The organism is Lentibacillus halodurans (assembly GCF_900112045.1).
Classification (GTDB): domain Bacteria; phylum Bacillota; class Bacilli; order Bacillales; family Amphibacillaceae; genus Lentibacillus; species Lentibacillus halodurans.
In genome coordinates this window covers 7,962-29,008 of record NZ_FOJW01000002.1, presented here as the reverse complement: position 1 = coordinate 29,008, position 21,047 = coordinate 7,962, and the positions used below count along the sequence as shown (strand labels likewise).

Annotated in this window: 17 protein-coding genes; 5 read left to right on the top strand and 12 right to left on the bottom strand. The window is 40.9% G+C overall.

From position 1 onward, the window contains the following. Positions 1-139 precede the first annotated feature (139 nt). On the bottom strand, positions 140-790 hold the full coding sequence (locus BM195_RS02805; RefSeq protein WP_090233291.1) for a class I SAM-dependent DNA methyltransferase: 651 nt from the start codon (positions 788-790) through the stop codon (positions 140-142). A gap of 144 nt (positions 791-934) precedes the next feature. Then, entirely contained in the window at positions 935-1,735 is an 801-nt protein-coding gene (locus BM195_RS02800) for a YhcN/YlaJ family sporulation lipoprotein (protein ID WP_090233289.1), read from the bottom strand. Positions 1,736-1,896: 161 nt separating this feature from the next. On the opposite strand from BM195_RS02800, the gene BM195_RS02795 reads away from it, so the two are divergent. After that, entirely contained in the window at positions 1,897-2,133 is a 237-nt protein-coding gene (locus tag BM195_RS02795) for a YhdB family protein (protein WP_090233286.1), read from the top strand. Positions 2,134-2,293: 160 nt separating this feature from the next. On the opposite strand, the gene BM195_RS02790 is transcribed toward BM195_RS02795, so the two are convergent. The 3 genes from BM195_RS02790 to BM195_RS02780 form a co-directional block, all read right to left on the bottom strand. Next, positions 2,294-3,454, bottom strand: a complete 1,161-nt coding sequence (locus tag BM195_RS02790) for an anti-sigma-I factor RsgI family protein (RefSeq protein ID WP_090233283.1) — start codon at positions 3,452-3,454, stop codon at positions 2,294-2,296. Then, the gene (gene sigI, locus BM195_RS02785; protein ID WP_090233280.1) at positions 3,454-4,185 is read right to left on the bottom strand and encodes an RNA polymerase sigma-I factor; all 732 of its coding nucleotides are present in this window, start codon (positions 4,183-4,185) and stop codon (positions 3,454-3,456) included. The genes BM195_RS02790 and sigI overlap by 1 nt, the downstream gene beginning before the upstream one ends. Positions 4,186-4,518: 333 nt before the next feature. After that, a complete protein-coding gene (locus BM195_RS02780; protein WP_090233277.1) occupies positions 4,519-5,328 on the bottom strand; it encodes a S1C family serine protease in 810 nt (269 codons plus the stop codon). A 268-nt stretch (positions 5,329-5,596) separates the two neighbouring features. Here BM195_RS02780 and BM195_RS02775 point away from each other — a divergent pair, with 268 nt between their 5' ends. Together BM195_RS02775 and BM195_RS02770 are read left to right on the top strand one after the other, a co-directional pair. Then, complete coding sequence (locus BM195_RS02775; protein ID WP_090233275.1) at positions 5,597-6,652, top strand: TDT family transporter; 1,056 nt, start codon at positions 5,597-5,599, stop codon at positions 6,650-6,652. Positions 6,653-6,668: 16 nt separating this feature from the next. Next, the gene (locus tag BM195_RS02770; RefSeq protein WP_090233271.1) at positions 6,669-7,235 is read left to right on the top strand and encodes a beta-class carbonic anhydrase; all 567 of its coding nucleotides are present in this window, start codon (positions 6,669-6,671) and stop codon (positions 7,233-7,235) included. 106 nt (positions 7,236-7,341) lie between these two features. Here the strand turns inward: BM195_RS02770 and BM195_RS02765 are convergent, their stop codons facing one another. From BM195_RS02765 to BM195_RS02750, 4 genes are all read right to left on the bottom strand, one after another. Beyond that, entirely contained in the window at positions 7,342-8,550 is a 1,209-nt protein-coding gene (locus BM195_RS02765; protein WP_090233267.1) for a quaternary amine ABC transporter ATP-binding protein, read from the bottom strand. After that, positions 8,550-9,407 (bottom strand): ABC transporter permease, encoded by an 858-nt coding sequence (locus BM195_RS02760; RefSeq protein WP_090234159.1) that lies wholly within the window; start codon positions 9,405-9,407, stop codon positions 8,550-8,552. The genes BM195_RS02765 and BM195_RS02760 overlap by 1 nt, the downstream gene beginning before the upstream one ends. A gap of 67 nt (positions 9,408-9,474) precedes the next feature. Continuing rightward, the gene (locus tag BM195_RS02755) at positions 9,475-10,494 is read right to left on the bottom strand and encodes an ABC transporter substrate-binding protein (RefSeq protein WP_090233264.1); all 1,020 of its coding nucleotides are present in this window, start codon (positions 10,492-10,494) and stop codon (positions 9,475-9,477) included. Positions 10,495-11,082: 588 nt separating this feature from the next. Then, positions 11,083-12,162: an undecaprenyldiphospho-muramoylpentapeptide beta-N-acetylglucosaminyltransferase gene (locus BM195_RS02750; RefSeq protein WP_090233261.1), complete on the bottom strand. Its 1,080-nt coding sequence runs from the start codon at positions 12,160-12,162 to the stop codon at positions 11,083-11,085. A 343-nt stretch (positions 12,163-12,505) separates the two neighbouring features. Here BM195_RS02750 and BM195_RS02745 point away from each other — a divergent pair, with 343 nt between their 5' ends. After that, positions 12,506-13,867, top strand: coding sequence for an MATE family efflux transporter (locus BM195_RS02745; RefSeq protein ID WP_090233259.1), 1,362 nt, complete (start codon positions 12,506-12,508; stop codon positions 13,865-13,867). A gap of 40 nt (positions 13,868-13,907) precedes the next feature. Here the strand turns inward: BM195_RS02745 and BM195_RS02740 are convergent, their stop codons facing one another. Beyond that, positions 13,908-15,098, bottom strand: a complete 1,191-nt coding sequence (locus BM195_RS02740) for a NupC/NupG family nucleoside CNT transporter (RefSeq protein ID WP_090233257.1) — start codon at positions 15,096-15,098, stop codon at positions 13,908-13,910. A 355-nt stretch (positions 15,099-15,453) separates the two neighbouring features. Here BM195_RS02740 and BM195_RS02735 point away from each other — a divergent pair, with 355 nt between their 5' ends. Continuing rightward, the gene (locus BM195_RS02735; protein WP_090233254.1) at positions 15,454-15,957 is read left to right on the top strand and encodes a hypothetical protein; all 504 of its coding nucleotides are present in this window, start codon (positions 15,454-15,456) and stop codon (positions 15,955-15,957) included. A 452-nt stretch (positions 15,958-16,409) separates the two neighbouring features. Here BM195_RS02735 and odhB read toward each other — a convergent pair whose 3' ends face one another. After that, positions 16,410-17,696: a 2-oxoglutarate dehydrogenase complex dihydrolipoyllysine-residue succinyltransferase gene (gene odhB / locus BM195_RS02730; protein WP_090233251.1), complete on the bottom strand. Its 1,287-nt coding sequence runs from the start codon at positions 17,694-17,696 to the stop codon at positions 16,410-16,412. Next, positions 17,689-20,538, bottom strand: coding sequence for a 2-oxoglutarate dehydrogenase E1 component (locus tag BM195_RS02725; protein ID WP_090233248.1), 2,850 nt, complete (start codon positions 20,536-20,538; stop codon positions 17,689-17,691). The genes odhB and BM195_RS02725 overlap by 8 nt, the downstream gene beginning before the upstream one ends. Positions 20,539-21,047 lie beyond the last annotated feature (509 nt).

Here is a 21,047-nt window from a genome sequence, read left to right as displayed (position 1 = left end):
CAGCGTTCCTCGCAACTCGAACTTACTTGGTGAGTATGCAGTTCGTCGCTGTCCGCGGGCTCTCTTAGACCACGGGAGTTTGCGTGTATGTCAGCTGCTGAGGTCATCCCAAAAAGAGTATGTGAAAAGCAACAACCTTTTAGAAAACAGCTTTATTTTTTACTGCGGCCATTAACCACACAAAGTCGTTCATTTGTTCAAACGTAACATGAAACCCATTCGTTGTAAAAATGCGCTCCAATTCCACTAACGTTGTATAATACTCGCGCCGCAAATCCTGTGCTAAATCCGTAAATTCCAGCTCCTCGGCTTTGCTGATCATCTTTTCTTTATGGTGGTCAGTTTCAAACACTGTATCGGCAAAAACTATCTTACCCATTGGCTGCAATAACTCAGCATACTGTTTGATTGCCGTTTCCTTTTCTGAATCCGTCAAATGATGAAAAGCCAACGAACTGACAATCGTATGAACAGGCTCAGAAGGCTCCGGAAAGTGAATGAAATCACCTTCAAACAAGGATAAAGTTGGAAGTTTGGCAGCAGCTTTTTTCCGCATAGCTGCAGATGGCTCTATTCCTGTCACGTGATACCCTGACTTCATCAGCTTTTTTGATAAATTCCCTGTACCGACACCGAATTCCAATATATTTCCAAAGGCACATTTCGTCACTTCATTTAAAATCACATCATAATTTTCGAAAACACTCCTATATTGCACATCAATCCCTGCAACACTATCGTCATATGAGTCGGCCCATTCATCAAAGATCGCTAAAAATTCACGTCCCATCTTCATCAGCTCCATTTATTAAAAAGCATAGTATTTCTCTTTGTTTAATAAGGATTATATGTATACAATAGCAAATGTTGCTTTTAATCGCAAAAAAAATGGGCCCACATTTTTGTGGCACCCATTTAGAATGATTTTCCTTCATTAATTATTGTTTCCCTGTTGCGGGAAAATGCGCTCAATCATATTACCCATTTGATCAAATAACCCTTCAACAGGTTCACCATTACCGGCATCATCAGCATAGTTGTTTGCCAAGTCAAAAAAGTCAGGATTTGTTGAAACAAATACATTATCCACATCCGAATCAACCGACTTCACGATTTCGGTGATTTCCGCTTTTACTTCGTCGGTTACCTCTCCACCCTCGTTATTATTACCATTATTGTTCATGTTTTCATTGTTAGCATTGTTGCCATTATTATTCGCATTGTTTCCATTGTTGTTAGCGTTGTTGCCATTATTATTCGCATTGTTACCATTGTTGTTAGCGTTGTTGCCATCATTATTCGCATTGTTACCATTGTTGTTAGCGTTGTTGCCATCATTATTCGCGTTGTTACCATTGTTGTCTGTATTGTTTCCATTATTGTTGTCCCGATCCAATTCTGCAGCTACATATGCATTATTATCCGTTTTGACAACATATGCATTGTCGATACTGTCAACTTCATCGGCGATTCTGTTTGCAGCTTGATCTGCCAGTTCATATTGGTCTTCATTAAAGTTCCGATCGCCATTGTTTTGTGTGCCATTGCCATTATTGTTCCGGTCATTCACGTTATCTGTTCCCGGGTCATCACCAAAACGGGTCTGTTCAACATTGTCATTATTATTTTGACCTTCTTCAGTACCGCCGTTGTTTTCCCCATTATTGTTGTTTCCATTACATGCTCCAAGAACAAGTGTTACTACCATCATTATACTAAAAATTTTCCATTTCATGATTCTGAAATCCTCCTTACTGTTTTGATTTTAGTATGTAACAGTAATATGGATTTATGCGTTAACAGAAATTGGCAGAAACACCATTTTTGTTGCAGACAATATATATATAATTCGGGGAGACTATGACTGATCCTTTTCAACATGAAGGAGGGCAAAAGATGGAAATTCCTGATTACGACAAAGCGTTGTATTATACGTTATGGGGGCAGTGGGATGAATTGCTTGTGCTGATGGTCCGCACAAACGATGATATGCTGTCCAAAAAAATCCAGCTCTTCCTGCATGCTTACCATTATTCATCTGAACAAGCTAAAATTATCGAATCACATGATGAGTTACTGTATTATATAGACCATGCCATGAAGTACACACCACCTGTTGCGATGGAAGTATAGGTCAGACAACTCGAGGCTCGCCCTAGTCGAACAGAGATCATTTAAGACCAACCAACTATACTTCAGACGCTGCAAGAATAGCGGAAGCGCACTTTTCCAGGCGGTTTAAACAACGAAAAATGCACCATTTTCGGTGCATTTTTCGTTTATGATGATGAAGTTATTTTGGACCTTTTCCGTTATGTCCGGGGTGTCCTTTTTCGGAATTCCCTTGTTGGTGCCCTTTGGCTTTCCCGTTATTTTCCTTGGCTTTCTCATGTCCTTTTGCCTTTTCATTGCTTTCTTTCGCTTTTCCACTATGATGCTGTGACTTGTCATGTCCTTTAACCTTGCCATGATCATGATCCTCTTCTTCATGATCGGTATTATTATGTATAGAAGCGTTTTGGTTCTCGTGACCGTTTTTCTTACCATTTTCAGCCTTTAATTCACTTGGATCTGTCGTTTCATTTTGACTGGCGGGTTTTGCCGATTGTTCCGTTTGATCATTTTTGTAGGCCCCTGTTTCGTCTGATGGTTCTTTGTCCTCACTTATATCTGCCTCTTCTTTCTCAGAAGCTGATCCTGAATGATTGTCATGATCGTTATAAAATGAATGAATAATTTCTCTATCTTCATCATCAACAGGAGATTCAGCTTCATGTTCTACCTCTTTGTCGCTGGCAGTTTCTGATTCAATAAGGTTTGTAGCCATTAGCTCGTTCATGGATTGCTTGTTCTCATGTGCCTGTTTCCGTATTTTGCTTGGGACTTGAAATGCTGTAACCGCCCAATCTGTATCAAGGAAATATTGATCAATCACATTGGTAACTGAAACCTCATGTGTTTCCGGCATATAACTTACGCCTATCAGCATATTTTTTCCATTCTGCAGCAGTTTCGCTTCTTCACTTTCTGTTATAATTTGTTCAATGACATATTCTAACTGATTACCTTCATAATCTGTCATCTGATGAAGAAGTTGTTCAGCATCCTCATTTAAAGGTGCAATCGATTGTACCTTTAAATGATCATCAATTTCCAATTCCAGGCTTGGATTAATGGTGATATTGACATATGCATATGTTTCATCTCCGTCCATCATAAAATAAATTGGTATCAATAATAGTAATATGCATGCAAATGCAGTCGCTTGAAACCAAAAATATTTCTTTCCGGTTATGTAATGAGACAGGGGACGGTGTTTTCCGTTGATCGGCTGATAACTGACTTCCATGCCAACAGCTGCATTATCCAGCGGTATTGCTTTTTGGAACGCACCATCTTTTCGCATAACGATGATGTAGTTGCGATGCTTTTCCATCACAATTCCTTTTTTCACTAACCCACCCCCTTAAGGTACTCCTTAAGATATGTGTAATTCTCTTCCAGGATAATAAAAATCGCTAGGATAAATTTCCTGTTCCGTTCCAGCGTTTTCTTACTGACGTTCACCTTATTCGCCAAGTCTTTAAGCGGTAATTTTTTCTTTTTTTGAACATAGGCCCTCAATTCCGTATCATTATACAGGATCCTGGCAACCGAAATAGCAGTTTCCCGGGCATCTTTGTGCTTCGGTGACACGTCTGTCAGCTGGATCAACGACAGTTTATAGCTGTGCAGTTTTTCTTTGAAGTCAACAATTTCTTCTTTGAGGTACCGGCTATTCTGCTCTTCACGGTAAAATTCCCTAACTGCCAAAACCTCGATCGGATTTTCCATCTGTTCCTCATCATAGCTTTCATCCAATGATAATGCAACTGGTGTTTTTTGAACATAACGAATATAATCAATGACTTTCCGCTTTATGACCAGTTTTGAGAATGATAGGAAAGAACTGCCTTTTTCAGGACAATAGGTCATAATAGCTTCATTAAAAGCATTTAATCCAATACTGAATTCGTCGTCTGTTTTCGGATCAATGTAATGCTTGCACACTTCTGAAACGCATTTAGCGATAAATGGCTGATAACATTTCAGAAGATAATTTTGTGTGATATGATCACCTTCCTGTACCGAGGTAATCATGTCTTCAAGAGGGATTTCCGTTAAAGGCTGATTGCTCATCAACATACGGCACCCCCAGCCATTATAAAATACGGTTTATGAGTGTATTTTTTGGGTGTGTTTTTCATTTGATCATCACAAATTGCTTTTATGCGTAAATCATTCATGTTCAGCATACATCCACCATCTTTATCTGATAATCTGTCTGATATTACCAATCGTAACGCACCAAGTCCTGTGGTTACGATCACAGATTCATTACGTTTATTTTAAAAATACATTACTTGTGATTAAAGCAGTACAGTGTAGATGTTTATGGCGTTCCTTCAGAGCCATATCAGAATAAATATCATCTGCTAACCAATCGGATGGCTGAACGTTATCACAAAGGCACTCATCTTAGTGGCTGTAATAATAGTCAATCGGTATAAACAACCCGACACGTCCATGTGTATCATGGTGAAGCGTCGCAAACACGATACCTATAACGCTGCCGTCTTCATTGATAACTGGACTTCCGCTGTTCCCCCGAAAAACCGGTGCTTCCATCATGATAACCGGTTTGTCCCAGCCATTCAGCCTTATATCACCAATAATCCTGCCTTCATTTGCTATACCGTTAAAATTAGTCGGATTACCGATAAAATAAACCTGTTCACTCCCTGGTTCAAACGTGGCTTCATCTGCAAGTTTCAGATGAGGCAACGTATCTCCGCTGACATTCAAAACAGCCAAATCTACGGACGGATATGTCTCCACAACATCCCCGGCAAACAACCCTTTTTCCGGAAATGCCACGGTAACCGAATCCTCGCCTTCAACAACATGGTGATTCGTAATAATAGTACCATCAGCCGATATCGAAAAACCGGTTCCCCTTCCATCATCCGTCTCGATAACAACGACAGCCTCCTTGTAATGCTGAATGTTTTCCTGGGTCGAAAGTTTAGCGGATGTGATTAAAAAATCGATCGCCGGAATAGAAAAGGTTCTTGGGATAAGTGAAACAACATTTAATACCATCACAGCCGCAATCAGCCAGAACAGCCATTTGGGGAACCGGCGCCGTGGTTTAGGTGTTTTTTTATTCTGCGCTCTTGTAAGTGCTTTTTGCCGCTCCTGCTCAACAAGTTCATACAGTTTTTCCTCATCAAGCTCCTCATATAAATCATCATCAATAACGTCGCGATTTCTATTATTGTTATTCATAAGACACCACCTTGCAAGACGCTACTGCCTTTCTTATAAGGACAACTCGTAAAAACGCATTGGCTTCGTTGTTTAAAAGTTATCAATTTCATTATACCATTTACTTCAACAAAGATTGAATCAGCAGCTAAAACGGTCAACAATCAAACGGTCCACAAAACCGCCATATTTTTTGTGATATATCTCACAAGTTTTATATGAAAATGAATGAGAAACAAATGAAACATGATATAATGCTAAATGAAATCATTTGGTATGGATGTGGATGATGATGTTACTTAAAGGGCACTACAAAAAAATTGAACCTGCATCCGGTGCTATCATTATGGCGTGCGGGATTTATCTGATTGGAGCTGTTGAAGCATTTCCAGTTCTTGATGTTTCGTATGGAAAGTATTTAGCGTTCTTTCTGCTTGTTGCGTGGGTTATTATTTATAAGGATTTGTCGATACAGTTTTTTCACCGGGATTTCCTGATTCCTTTTCTTCAAAATCCGGTTAATTCGTTTGTTATTGGAACATGGATTGCCGGTGTATCAGTTTTATGTAATGTATTCCTGAAATATTTCCCTGAGATTTTATTGCTAACCCAGGCAATGGCCGTTTTCAATACGTTTTTATGGTTTTTCTTTTTAGCCAATTGCTTTTATAATTTTAAACAATTATTATTTGATCATAGGAACTTTCCCGTTCACGGAGCTGTATTACTTTCAACTGTCGGAACTCAATCGATTATAATTTTATTGAATAATGTATTTTTCCAATTTCCAGTTTATTTTTCTGAAGCAATCATTATATTAGGTATACTTTTTTACCTTGCCGGAATTGCATTGCTATTTAACAGGTATATCAGACATCATAACTGGACCCTCGCCGACGATTGGGCAAATACGAACTGCATCATTCATGGTGCTCTATCGATTACAGGTCTGGCAATTGTAACGACGAACACATTTACGCCAATGTTTGCCACTTATTTTTGGCTATTGGTGTTCGGCTTATTAATCATTGTGGAAGCAGTTGAATTAGTACGGGCCATTAAGCGGATCAAACAATACGGCTGGGAACAAGGGATTTTTACTTATCATGTAACCCAATGGTCCCGAAACTTTACATTTGGCATGTTTTATACGTTCACATTAATCATGCAAGCAAACCCCTTTTATCCAGTTGCCGAACCGCTCAATAACCTGCAACGGACATTTTTGGACTATTGGGCCTGGGTCGTCCTGATCGCCATCATTTGGGAAATTGCCATCTTTATGAAAGCAAGAGTAACAGCATTATACCAGGAAAAATTAATCATTCATCATACTGCTCAGTAGAAAGGAAGGGATTGAAATGAATCTTGACGACATGCTTTCGTACAATGAACAATTTGTAACAAACAAAAATTATAAACCATATCAGACAGACAGCGTTCCTAACAAGCGAACCGTCATCTTTACATGTATGGACGCACGATTGGTCGAATTGTTACCGAAATCATTAAACATCCAAAATGGTGACGTCAAAATGGTCAAAAATGCTGGTGCGATTCTCCGTCATCCATTTGACAGCGCCATGAAAAGTATTCTTGTTGCGATATACGCATTAAAGGCAGAACAAGTTATGGTGATTGGTCATCATGATTGCGGCATGTCACATATGGAACCGGCAGCATTTGAGCAAGCTATGCTGGAAAAAGGCATCTCAGGGGATTCGATTGATACACTGAAAAACGCTGGGATTAACCTGGAAGGGGAATTCCGCGGATTTGATTCTGTAGAGGAATCAGTCAGGGAAAGTGTTTCCATCGTCCGCAGTCACCCTTTATTGCCTTCATATGTACGTGTTCATGGACTGGTCATCGATCCGAAAACGGGAAAAGTAGACCTAGTTACGAAGGGATCTCCTGGGCAACCATAGATTACCGATATACTAAAAAATTTATCAAAATAGATACTGAAACAAGTTCCTCATTAACTAAAATAACTGGCCTCCCTCAAAGGGGGGCCAGTTTTTCTGTATATCTTCAAACATGATATTCATTGCTCTCTTCCACGTCCTCAGTTGCCAATCCTGACAACACATGCACACGTAAAATAAAACCGGCTAATTTCTCTTCTTCATTGACAACCGCCAATGGAAAACTCGATTCAAGCGCTTTGGCGATCAAATCATTTACATACTCGTCCTGCTGAACAATGGTGATATCAGTACGCATCATATCTGCAAGCGATTTTTGCTTCTTCAGACCTTTTATAGCGTCATCAATTGTGACGATTCCTTTGACATGGCGGCTGCGGTCGACGACAAACACACTGGATATCCCATTCTCTTCCATTTCTTTCCGGGCAACATTTAAACCATCTTTCATGGAAACATGTGCGTTTGGCTTAATCATAATGTTTTCAGCCTGAAAAACTTTCGACCGATCAATATCTTTAATGAATTCAGAAATATAGTCGTTTGCAGGCTTTTCAATGATTGCTTCCGGTGTCCCGATCTGATTGACTTTGCCATCTTTCATAACAGCAACCCGATCACCCAGTTTGAACGCCTCATTGACATCATGTGTAATGAAAATAATCGTTTTCTGCAATCGTTCCTGAATATCCAGCAGTTCAAGCTGCATCTCACGCCGGATGAGCGGATCCAACGCACTGAAAGGCTCGTCCATCAATAGAATATCCGGATCATTGGCAAGCGCTCGCGCCAAACCGACACGCTGCTGCATACCGCCGGAAAGTTCATCCGGATATTTATCCTCATAACCTTTCAATCCGACAATATCAATATTTTTTTGTGCGATTTCGCGCCGCCCTTCTTTGGAAATATTACGAATCTCCAACCCATATTCGACGTTCGCCATAATGGTCCGATGATTGAAAAGACCAAAATGCTGAAACACCATCGCAACTTTTTCCTGACGTACTTGCTTTAGCTGAGCATTGTTATACTGAACGATATCTTCACCGTCGATGAATATCGAACCATCTGTGGGCTTATTCAGTAAATTAAAACAGCGTATGAGGGTTGATTTGCCACTTCCGGAAAGACCCATGATGACAAAAATTTCGCCCTGTTCAATCTCCATTGATGCATCATAGACACCAACCGTATGGCCCGTCTCAGTCAATATTTCACCTTTGCTCATACCGCTTTTAATTTTGGGGATGATGGACTTAGGTCTTGGTCCAAAAATTTTCGATACATGATCCACTTTTATCTTTGCACTCATTACGCTATCCTCCTGTGCTTCTGAAATTTATTTGCTACACCGCCGGTAATACGATCAATAATGATAGCCAGGAACACGATACTGATTCCCGCTTCAAACCCTAATGCAATATCAATCTGGTTAATCGACACCAGCACTTGCTCTCCAAGACCTTGAGCGCCAACCATTGATGCAATGACTACCATTGCCAGCGCCATCATGGTCGTCTGGTTCACACCTGCCATAATGGTCGGGAGTGCTTGGGGCAGCTGTATTTTGAACAGCATCTGCATTTTGGACGAACCAAAGGATTGTGCTGATTCAATCACTTCTTTATCCACACCGCGAATTGCTAGCTCTGTAAGCCTTATGACGGGAGGTATTGCATAAATAAGTGTAGCAAAAATAGCGGATACGTTTCCCAGCCCGAAGAAGAAAATAGCAGGTATTAAATAGACAAAACTAGGCATTGTCTGCATTGCGTCAAGGATTGGCCGCATAACCGTTGAAAACCCCTTACTGAATGCCATCCATACACCAAGCGGAATACCCAGTGCCAATGAAATAATAACAGCGGTCATAACAATGGCAATGGTCGTCATCAAATCTTCCCATAAGCCAAACGTGCCAATCAGGAATATAAAGACACCATAAAGAACACCAGCAAAGATGGATTTAAAATACCATCCCAGCAACACGATAAGTAAAATAAACAGCCACCAGGGCAGCCAAAGCAAAATCCCTTCAATGCCATTTATAATCTCAGACGAAAATAAATAAATGAAATCAAAAAAGCTTTCCAGCGATCGATCCAAAAAATTAATAAACGTTTCGACATAATCACCCAGTTTAAACGTTATATCCGGGAATATGCCCATCATATAACACCTCTTTTTCTGTTAAAATTAGAAAAGCAGCCAACCGGCAGGCCAGCTGCTTTATGGTTTATTCCATTGAATCCTTGACTTTGTCGGCCACATCTTCAGGAACCCAACTGGTCCATTCATCTTCATGTTCGTTCATCCACCATATAGCTGCTTCTTCAGCTGAAGCATCCTCATTTTCATTCATGTAGTCCAGCGCTTCTTCAGTTAAAGCACTGCTTGTTTCATAGTTTTGCAAGAACTCAACAACTTCCGGTGCTGCCTCGGGTACATCTTTATGAACACCTATAACAACATCATTTGGAGGAAATTCTGTCCCTTTTGTTTCATCCCATGTCTCCTGATCAAACGCCGGCTCCTCCAGCAATGTCAAGTCATACTTTGCCGTCACAGCGGTCGGTGACCAATAATAACCAACCCATGCTTCTCCGGCTTCATATGCGTCAGCCAAAGATGCAACAATGGCAGCATCTGAGCCTGGCTTAAAGTTTTCGAATGTATCATTTAAACCATATGTTTCCATCTTTTGCGTAATGCTTTCTTCTACTGCCCAACCGCTTGGTGCGTTAATTAAACGGCCTTTACCAGGCTCGGCTGGATCCTCAAACAGTTCCGGATAGTTTTTCAAATCTTCAACTGTTTGTAAGTCAGGCGCCATTGGTTCAATTCCCCGTTCTTCGTCACCTTCAATAACATATGTCGGAACATAGATGCCTTGTACATTGTCATCAAAGTTTGTGGAAACTTTTTCAAAATCGCCTGCTTCAATCGCTTCATTGTATACGTCTTTGATGTTATCTGTCCACAATTCCATGTAAATATCAATATCGCCTTCCCGCAGCCCTTGAACAGTTGCTGCAGTTGAACCTGGTGTAACCTCGGTATCAATACCATACCCTTCTTCAATAATTTTCTGGGCGATCGAATTATGAACTCTGATGCTGTTCCAGCCTGCATCAGCGAAAACTAGCTTATCAACACTCGCCTCTGAACCTGATTCATCATCTCCTGAATCAGATCCGCCACATGCAGCAAGTATCATTAAAAGAACAGCAGATACCAATATAAATAGTTTTTTCATTTGATTACTCCTTTTTTCTAGGTTTTATTTAATAAATGGTTGAAAAATTAAGTACTGTCCTAAGCGATAAAATGAAATCGATGTTCCGGAAGAATTGAAAATAACATGGACGTAAAAGAAGCATAATGCGGATTAGATCGCTTGCAAACACTTTTTATCTTAATAAACAATACAGTTTATATCAAATTGCATATAGATTGATATAACGCTATAAAAATAGATTTGGCAATATTACTTTTTAATAACATACTAAAACTGGACTTATATTCCAAAATACTCCGTATATCGACAAAAAACCCTTTTCAATATTCAAGAATCGCCATTTTAATATTGTTCAGATTACTATCATTGCGGGGAAGTACGCTTTTACTTTGACATGCTCTCCACTGTTCATTTTGGCAGAGCAATCTGGGGAGTCTCTTCAAGCATTAATCAAAAAATTGTCTCCCTTGTTAGGAGACAATTTTTTGATTCTGCCGGTAATTGAGTTACTTTATCCGGCTTATGAAACACAATAGTATAATACCGGCATGATTTAGATCAGGGAATATTCAGCCACTATTTGTCTCTATCCGTCCACTTTTACATTTATTCGGGAGTTCCACCTGTATTTTTAATAATATCGATCACCCGCCCGCGCGCTTTTTCACTCTCGTAATGTTTCATATGATCGATGATGACCGGTGCCTGTTCTTTCAGCTTAAACAGTTCCTGCACCAATGATTCCTCCGTTAAGGCTTCCTCTTCCATTACGCGCGCATAGTTTTTTTCCTTAAATGAATTGGCGTTGATGATCTGGTCTCCCCTGCTCGCGGATTTTGACAGCGGAATCAGCAGCATCGGCTTGCGGAGTGCCAGAAATTCAAAAATGGCATTTGCCCCTGCACGTGACAATACAAGGTCCGATACAGCAAATAAATCCTTCAATTCGTCTTTAACATATTCAAATTGAGCATAACCCTTTTGATCAATAGACGGATCGGTTTTCCCCTGACCACAAATATGAGCAATCTGAAATTCGAACAAAAGCTGATCAAGACGTGCCCGCACCGTTTGATTTATTTTTTCAGATCCGCCGCTTCCGCCCATAATGAGTAATACAGGTTTTTCTTTAGTAAAACCGCATAGTTTCAGTCCTATTTCTTTATCGCCCTCGAAAAGTTCATCTCTTATGACTGCCCCAACATATTCTGCTTTCTTTTCCGGAAGATAGTCCATTGTCTCCGGAAAGGTTGCCAGTACTTTTTGGGCAAACGGAATAGAGAGTCTGTTAGCAAGACCTGGTGTGTAGTCCGATTCATGGATAACTGCTGGCACACGGCGCAACTTAGCTGCCATTATAACCGGTACGGAAACAAACCCTCCTTTTGAAAATATGACAGATGGCTTTCGTTTGCCAATAATGCGCCACGCTTGCATAATTCCTTTGAACACCTTAAATGGGTCTTTCATATTTTCTTTTGACATATAGCGACGCAATTTACCAGTAGAAATCGGATGATACGTGACCCCATCAAGCGATTCAACCAGCCTGCGTTCAATCCCATTTTTGGATCCGATATAATCAATTTCCCATCCTTCTTTCTGAAAAACTGGAATAAGAGCAAGGTTAACGATCACATGACCGGCAGTACCACCGCCTGTAAATAAAATTCTTTCTGCACTCATAAACGCAGCACTCCTTCTATTGCAACATGAAATAAAGACGTAAACACCATTACAGGTTAAAAACTTGACGTCCTATGCCAGCGCCGTACTTGTAGTTCCTATACGTCAAAGCCGGACGTAGCTTTTTTGTAATAAAGATATATACTGGTAAATGATATACTTTTTTATCTTATTAGAAAAAACTCAAGGCTCGCCCTAGTCTTATTGCGAGTACCGAAGTTTTTCCTATAAGGTTAACCACAATTGACACTTTTCTGATGTTGAAGTAAAGCGGTATAATAGCTGTTGTATTCTAACAGTTTACTCCATCCTACTCGAAAAAAAGACAAAAAGGAAGCGTAATATGTACGAGACATCAACATTAAAAGACAAACTAAAATTATTTGCTGTCATATTAGTACCCATCCTGATAACACAGGTTGGCCTGTACCTCATGAATTTTTTCGACACCGTTATGTCAGGTCGTGCGGGGGCTGAGGATCTGGCCGGTGTTGCGATTGGATCAAGCCTTTGGGTACCGATCTTCACAGGTGTTAATGGAATATTTTTAGCCATCACACCAATTATAGCCCATTTAATCGGTGCTAAAGCTGACGATAAAGTACCGGAAAAAATACAGCAAGGAATTTATCTGGCCATTGGTTTGGCCATAGTTACTATAACGATTGGAGCTTTTGTACTCAATCCTGCTTTAAATTTGATGGATCTTGAACATGATGTACGTCACATTGCAAAGTACTATCTCATTACATTAAGTTCCGGTATCATCCCGTTATTTATGTTTAATACATTACGCAGCTTTATTGATGCACTTGGGCAAACGAGAATTTCCATGATCATTATATTAACGACATTACCATTAAATCTCTTTTTTAACTATATTTTTATTTTTGGAAAACTCGGTTTGCCGGCATTAGGCGGTATTGGTGCCGGAATTGCCACAGCGTTAACCTATTGGCTTTCATGTGGTATTGCTGTTGGTTTTATTCATAACATTTATCCATTCCGTCAATATACCATTTTATCAGGCTGGACTCATCCGTCAGTAAAGGCATGGTGGGAACAGCTAAAAATTGGTATACCGATTGGGTTTGCCATCTTTTTTGAGACGAGCATTTTCTCCGCTGTTACATTATTAATGAGCGTCTACAGCACGTATACGATTGCCGCGCATCAGGCAGCCATGAATTTTGCCACGATGTTATATATGATTCCGCTAAGTGTCGGGATGGCGCTTACGATTGCAATCGGCTTTGAATCAGGTGCTAAACGGTTTGATCACGCCAAGACATATAGTTTCATTGGAATCAGCGGAGGATTGATCATCGCTCTTTTTGCAGGGATAGTGCTTTATGTATTCAATGATCCCGTTGCACAACTTTATAATTCCAACCCGCAAGTCGTTGAGCTGACGAAACAATTTATCTATTTTGCGATTGTCTATCAGTTCGCCGACGGATTTGGTGCGCCAGTTCAGGGAGCATTACGCGGCTACAAGGACGTTAATATGACACTGGTGATGGCCCTTATCTCCTATTGGGTTATCGGACTGCCAAGCGGCTGGCTTTTAGCTAATTTTACGGCACTGGAACCATTCGGCTATTGGGTTGGTATTATTATCGGATTAAGCGCCGGTGCTTTTACTTTGTCATTGCGATTACTCTGTCTGCAGAAAAAATATTCAAAACTGGCCAGGTCTCATTAAGCGAGAAAAGCCGCCCCTAAAGGCGGTTTTTCTTTTTTCACTATAAAAACAGGCCTGCAATCGTTGCGGACAAAATAGACGCCAGTGTTGCCCCGACAAGCAGTTTCATACCAAATCCGGAAACTTGTACAGCTTTTTTGCTGTCAATCCCCTGTACAGTTCCTGCAATAATACCAATCGATGAGAAATTGGCAAAGCTTGTCAGGAATACCGAAACAATACCAATCGTTTTCTCGGATATAGACCCAAGCATTTGCTCAAATTCCAGCATCGCTACAAATTCGTTGGTTACAATTTTCGTTCCCATCACACCGCCAGCTTCAATTACTTCGCCCGGTGAAATACCCATCAGAATGCCAATTGGTGCTATGATATAACCCAGTATTTGCTGCAGGGTGACACCTGCAAAGACGAACTGAATCAGCCAATTAACCAATTCCAGCGCAGCAATGAATGCAATCAGCATGGCAGCAACAATAAGGGCAATTTTCCCACCGTCCAATGCACCATTACTCATCGCTTCGAAAATACTTTTATCCTGCGAAACCTCTTTCACATCTACTTTATCTGCTTCCTTGGGCACATTTACCGGTGCAATGACAGAAGCAAGTGTCAGTGCACTGAACATGTTGAGCGGTAATGCTGCCAATACATATTCAGGCGGCAAAATTTGCAGGTATGCACCCACAATGGACGCTGATACCGACCCCATAGCCGATGCGCTGACAATATATAATCGGTTATTGTTCAAATGATGGAATTGAGTTTTGATTGCCAGTAACGCTTCCGACTGTCCAAAGAAAATACTGTTCACGGCATTAAAAGATTCTACTTTTGGCAGCCCGGTAATTTTCGACAAAAGACCGCCCATATATTTAATAATCGGCGGCAAAATTCGCAAATACGTCAGGACAGAAAGCAACGTCGAGAAAAAGATAATCAACAGCAGTACATTAAAGAAGAAAACATCTCCACCTTCTGCTACTTCTATACCACCGACAACAAAATTAACGCCTTCTTTGCCAAACTCAATCAATTTATTAAAAGCGGCTGAAATGCCATTAATAACGGTGCGCCCAACACCCGTATTAAACATGAACCATGTAATGATAAGTTGGGCAATCAGCATAATACCGATACCTTTATAGTTAATATTTTTCTTATCATTTGACATGAAATATGCCAGACCAAGTACAATTATAATAGCCAAAATCCCAAGCAGAATGTCCACTGATGAAGCCTCCCTTATAATGTTAAAGCGAATTCATAAACGAATAACCGCTTACACAATCGCTTTTTCCAAATGTGATTGTAACAGGTTGTCAGACGTCTGGCAAATACTTTTTTATTCAGCTATTATATTCATTCCCTGGAGACACAAGTTTTAACATGAAAATCCAGCGCACTAATGAATCTAATATTTGTCAAAAATGAATATGGGAAATCAAAATATGCGGTAAATCAAGCCTTTAGACAGGGATTTTTTTAAATTTTGGACATCTTTTTTACATCAATTTTACTTTTTCAACAGATGCTTTTTTTTGAAACATGATATACTTTTTATAAGGGGGAGGGGGTTTTAAAAGATGAGTGATGATATGAAACTTATATTAACGGAAATGCAAAAACTAAACAGTCAGTTCGACACAATACGGGAAGATTTTAATGACAGGTTCGATCAGATTAATGACAGATTCACCGCCGTTGACGACAAATTTAATGACATTGGTACCAGATTCTCAACCATTGACAACAGATTCGATGAGATTGAAGACAGATTCACTGAATTTAATGACAGGTTCGATCAGATTAATGACAGATTCACCGCCGTTGACGACAGATTTAATGACGTTGGTACCAGATTCTCGGCCATTGACAACAGATTCGATGAGATTGAAGACAGATTCACTGACTTTAATGACAGATTCGACCAAATTGATGACAGATTCACCGCCGTTAACGACAGATTTAATGACATTGGTACCAGATTCTCGGCCATTGACAACAGATTTGATAAGCTTGATGACAGGTTCACTGAAATGAATGGCAGACTCGCAAATGTCGAGTATTGTAAGAGAACAAACCGCTAAAAATTATGAGTTTCAGACGATCATGAATTCTACATTCAACGACAAGATTGTAGAAATGGAGTCGGATATCAAACTGTTAAAGAGAGCAGTTATCAATTGAACAACACGTTGAAACGCGCAGTTAATAACTTCTTTCCATATTATTTCCCAAAAAACCCCCGCCACGTAAACACACCAAAGCGAGGGTTTTTAGCTTATCCCGCATTTAACGGGCAGTAAATGACCGATTTTGTCAGGGCCTGCAAGATGCAGGTCATAAAGGCATTGCAACAAGATATCTACTTGAATTTGTTTCCCTACAATTTTGTGCCAAGTCATCGCAAGCACAGGATAAGGAAAACTTTCGGCAGCAATGCATCACATGAAGAAAAAGTGCTTTTCTTTTTCGTGGACGCCTGAGTTCCTTATCGTCAGCGGGAATAGCCCCGCTGAATGGAGCTTCACTCTATCCCTCAGCCTTCCAGTAATAAGTCATATGGATCTTCCAGCAATTCTTTAATCCGGACAAGGAACTGTACGGCTTCTTTACCGTCGACAATCCGATGGTCATACGATACAGCCAGATACATCATTGGACGTACTTCTATCGAATCGTCAGGCATGACCACTGGACGTTTTTGAATGTTATGCATACCAAGGATCCCTACCTGAGGAGCATTCAGGATAGGTGTAGACAACATCGATCCAAAAGTACCACCGTTGGTAATGGTGAATGTTCCGCCCTGCAAGTCTTTCAATGACAATTCCTTATTCATTGCTTTCTTTCCGAGGTTGGCAATTTCTTTTTCAACACCGGCAAAATCCAATTTGTCTGCATCACGAACGACCGGTACGACCAGCCCTTCATCAGTCGATACGGCAATGCCGATATCATAGAACTTTTTCACGACAAGTTCTTTACCCTGGATTTCTGCATTCAAGAGCGGGAAGTCTTTTAATGCACCGATGACAGCTTTTGTAAAGAAGGACATAAATCCTAACTTTACATCATGTTTTTCCAAAAAGGTCTCTTTCCGTTCACTGCGGAGTTTCATGATGGCTGACATATCGACTTCATTAAATGTCGTTAACATGGCCGATTCCTGTTGAACATCAACAAGGCGGTTAGCAATCGTCTGACGGCGTCGGGACATTTTAATACGCTCAACAGGCTTATCGAATTCCGTTTCTTCTGACTGCTTCGTTTCTTCTTGCTTAGTTGGCTTCGATTCTGCATTCTTACTGCCGCCTTTTGCAGTTGACTCAACATCTTCCGGACGTACACGGCCCAATGGATCACGTGTCTGCACATCGCTCAAGTCAATGCCTAGTTCACGGGCACGCTTACGGGCGGCAGGAGATGCTATAACGTCCTGACTGCTGTCGGAGGAATCATCCTGTGATTCTTGCTGATGATCTTTTACTTCTTCTGTGGAAGGATCCGGTGTTTTTTCTTCTTTTGCAGCAGCATCGCCGGCAGGTTTCTCTTTACTCCCTTCCTCGGAGTCACTGCCTCCTGCTTCACCACTTTCATCAACTTTGGCAATAACATCACCGACTTCAACATCGTCGCCTTCCCCATGTATAATCTCGGTAATAACCCCTGCATAATCAGTGTTTACTTCGACATTGACCTTATCGGTTTCCAATTCAACAACCGGATCGCCTTTTTCAACTTTGTCACCTTTTTTGACAAGCCATTCGGAAATGGTGCCTTCTGTAATCGATTCTGCAAGTTCCGGAATTTTAATTTCACTCACTGGAATCTCCTCCTTCTGACGGGTTTATCGCTTGCTCAATGATTTGCCGCTGTTCTGTTTTGTCTACGTTTGGTTCTCCTACAGCTGGTGACGCACGATGTGGACGTCCTATATACCTCAATGCCTGATTCTCTGTTAATAATTCTCTTAAGTAATCATCTACGAAGTCCCAGCTACCCATATTCTGCGGTTCTTCCTGTACCCAGACAATTTCTTTCAGGTTCGGTAAATCTCTTAATTCTTTTTCCAGTTGTTTTGCAGGGAATGGGTAAATTTGTTCCAGTCTGAAAGCTCGCAGCCAATCAAACTTTTCATCTGAATCCACAATGGCTTCTTCAATGTCTACCATTATCTTACCGCTTCCAATCAATAACCTTGTTGCGTTCTTTTTGCTCACTTTCAAATTAGGCTGCTGTCTTAATGGCTCGAATTTACCATCTGTAAATTCTTCCGCACTTGAGGCAACCCGCTGATTTCGCAATAAACTTTTTGGTGACATCAGAATCAATGGCCGTGCTTCTTCTTTATTGCGCATCGCAGCCTGCCGTCGCATCAGATGGAAATATTGCGCTGACGACGTGACATTGGCAACAATCCAATTATTTTCCGCTGCCAATTGCAAAAAGCGTTCAAGACGGGCACTGGAATGTTCCGGACCCTGACCTTCATAGCCATGCGGCAAGAGGAATACCATGTTCGACTTATCGCCCCATTTTGCGCGTGCCGCCGAAATGAATTGATCAAAAATAACTTGCGCCGCATTGGCAAAATCACCAAATTGAGCTTCCCAGATAACAAGTGTATTCGGTGCCTGCACACTATAACCATATTCAAAACCTAATACACCAGCCTCTGAAAGTGGGCTGTTCCGGATGTCAAAAGATGCTTCCACGCCATCAAGACCGTGCATTGGACAATACGTTTCACCAGTTTCTGCATCATGCAAAACCAAATGCCGGTGTGCAAACGTTCCGCGCTCTGTGTCCTGACCTGTTAAACGAATAGGGATACCATCATTTAAAATAGATGCATATGTCAGAGCCTCGCCTGCACCCCAGTCAGCTTTATTTCCTTCTTCCAGAACATTCTCACGGCGACTGAGAATTCGCTGTAATTTCCGGAAAACGGTAAACCCTTCCGGACGTGATTGCAGACCTCTATTCAAAGTTTCCAGTGTTTCAAACGGTACTGCGGTTTCAAAATTATCAAGGCCGTTTGTTAAAGCTTTAGGCATTTGTCTGGCTTCCACTTCACCGGATTCATTCTCTTTCATGTTTTCATAAATTTCCCGCAAGCTGGACTCAGTTTGCTTCTTTAAATTTTCCAACTCATCCTGTTCTACAATACCTTCTTTTTGCAAACGTTTAGCATAAACACTTGCAATTGTAGGATGATTGTCAATATCTTTGTACAAATAAGGCTGTGTTGCCCGTGGTTCATCCATTTCATTATGACCGTAGCGACGATAACCAACCATATCAATCAAAAAGTCCTTATGGAATTTTTGGCGATATTCATAAGCCATTTTGATCGCAACGACACATGCGACAGGGTCATCTGCGTTCACATGAATGATTGGAATTTCGAAACCTTTTGCCAGATCACTGGCATAGCGTGTTGATCTTCCGTCTTCCTGGTTGGTCGTATAACCGAGCAGATTATTGGCGATTATGTGGAGTGTCCCACCTGTCTGATAGCCGGGCAGCCCTTTAAAATTCAATGTTTCCGCAACAACACCTTCTCCAATAAATGCTGCATCACCATGAATGAGCACAGGCAGTGCCTTACTGAAATCCTGCTCAGGATAGCCTTTTTGCGAGCGATCATCCTGCCCTGCACGCGCAAATCCTTCTACAACCGGATTAACAAATTCCAGGTGAGATGGGTTGTTGGCAAGTGTAATACGTGTTGCCGTTTCATCGCCTTCTCGAACATCTTTCGTTGCACCAAAGTGATACTTCACATCCCCAGTCCATCCATAGTTAATGCCTGTTGATCCTTCAGAAGGAATCAATTCTTTATCAGGCGAGTGATGAAACTCGGAGAATATTTTATCAAATGGTTTCCCCAGAACATGTGCCAGTACACTGAGACGCCCGCGGTGAGCCATTCCCATCATAATATGTTCAATCCGGTCCTCAATGGAATTTTTAACAATGCGGTCGAGCATGGGGACCATCGATTCCAAACCTTCAATGGAAAATCGTTTTTGCCCGACAAATGTTTTTTGGAGGAACTCTTCAAACCCCTCGACTTGAGCAAGACGTTCAAGCAGATTCTTTTTATTTTCATTAGAACATGCTGCATCATACTTGCCGGATTCAATATATTCCAGTAACCATTCCCGTTCATCTTCATTATTGACATGGTCATATTCAAACGTAATCGTTCCGGAATATAACTTTTTCAATTCACTGATCACGTCAAGTCCATCATCCACACCACTAGGTGCCTGCTCCCACAACCATGAGGCAGGTATATTTCTCAAATCCTGTTCAGACAAATCATATGTTTCCGGGTCGACAAGATTTGTATTGCGTTTACCATGCCCAACCGGATAAATGTCTGCCTCAAGATGACCAAAACGACGAATAGCCTCAACAAGTTTCATTGCTGAGGTTAATTTTTTAACATCACCTATGGAAGATGCCGGTTCCTGGCGGGTGCCTTTTGAAGGACGGAACCAGTCGGGGGCTCCATGCTGATCAAACAGTTCTTTTAAAGAAGGATCAACTGCTTCATGGTTTTTCTTGTATAATTCGTATTGCTCTTCAATATACCCCATGTTTGGTCCATGAAAACTGCCCCAGAATCTTTCGTGAGATTCTTCATTTTGTGCCACGTCTTATACCCCCATTAGTCGTTAACTATATCCCGTTATACAAGAGGTCGTTCGTGAATTCGCCTCTTTTTGACATGTACGATAACGGCTTTTCACACTCTGTTTTCATTATAGAGCTTTAGCATTCACTTCATCAACTAATATACTCTATTTTGTCAATCGATACAATAAAGGATCGCACTGTTCGAAAAATAAAATAATTCGTGTAATACAAGGGGTAATGAAACCACAGTTCACATCGGGGTCATTATTCGGTATAATAGTGGTATAATAAAATTAACAAGGTATACATATACGATACAAGGAGGAAATATCATGAAACTTGCTCTGATCTTAGGCGTTGCTGTGACCTTTATAGTTTCTTGCTTTACAGCAGGTTATGACGCTAAACCAGGAGTACCGAAAGAGAACCAGTAAAGTGAAACTTCATTCAGCGAGCGTCTTTCCCGCTGAATGTTAGTTGAACAGAATCGGACCTTTACAGGCAGTTGATTGACACATACTTATTC

Excerpts from the sequence above, each read along its gene's own strand:
- BM195_RS02805 (WP_090233291.1), bottom strand. The coding sequence starts at position 790 with ATGGGACGTGAATTTTTAGCGATCTTTGATGAATGGGCCGACTCATAT.
- BM195_RS02800 (WP_090233289.1), bottom strand. The coding sequence starts at position 1,735 with ATGAAATGGAAAATTTTTAGTATAATGATGGTAGTAACACTTGTTCTT.
- BM195_RS02795 (WP_090233286.1), top strand. The coding sequence starts at position 1,897 with ATGGAAATTCCTGATTACGACAAAGCGTTGTATTATACGTTATGGGGG.
- sigI (WP_090233280.1), bottom strand. The coding sequence starts at position 4,185 with ATGTTGATGAGCAATCAGCCTTTAACGGAAATCCCTCTTGAAGACATG.
- BM195_RS02780 (WP_090233277.1), bottom strand. The coding sequence starts at position 5,328 with ATGAATAACAATAATAGAAATCGCGACGTTATTGATGATGATTTATAT.
- BM195_RS02775 (WP_090233275.1), top strand. The coding sequence starts at position 5,597 with ATGATGTTACTTAAAGGGCACTACAAAAAAATTGAACCTGCATCCGGT.
- BM195_RS02770 (WP_090233271.1), top strand. The coding sequence starts at position 6,669 with ATGAATCTTGACGACATGCTTTCGTACAATGAACAATTTGTAACAAAC.
- BM195_RS02765 (WP_090233267.1), bottom strand. The coding sequence starts at position 8,550 with ATGAGTGCAAAGATAAAAGTGGATCATGTATCGAAAATTTTTGGACCA.
- BM195_RS02760 (WP_090234159.1), bottom strand. The coding sequence starts at position 9,407 with ATGGGCATATTCCCGGATATAACGTTTAAACTGGGTGATTATGTCGAA.
- BM195_RS02755 (WP_090233264.1), bottom strand. The coding sequence starts at position 10,494 with ATGAAAAAACTATTTATATTGGTATCTGCTGTTCTTTTAATGATACTT.
- BM195_RS02750 (WP_090233261.1), bottom strand. The coding sequence starts at position 12,162 with ATGAGTGCAGAAAGAATTTTATTTACAGGCGGTGGTACTGCCGGTCAT.
- BM195_RS02745 (WP_090233259.1), top strand. The coding sequence starts at position 12,506 with ATGTACGAGACATCAACATTAAAAGACAAACTAAAATTATTTGCTGTC.
- BM195_RS02735 (WP_090233254.1), top strand. The coding sequence starts at position 15,454 with ATGAGTGATGATATGAAACTTATATTAACGGAAATGCAAAAACTAAAC.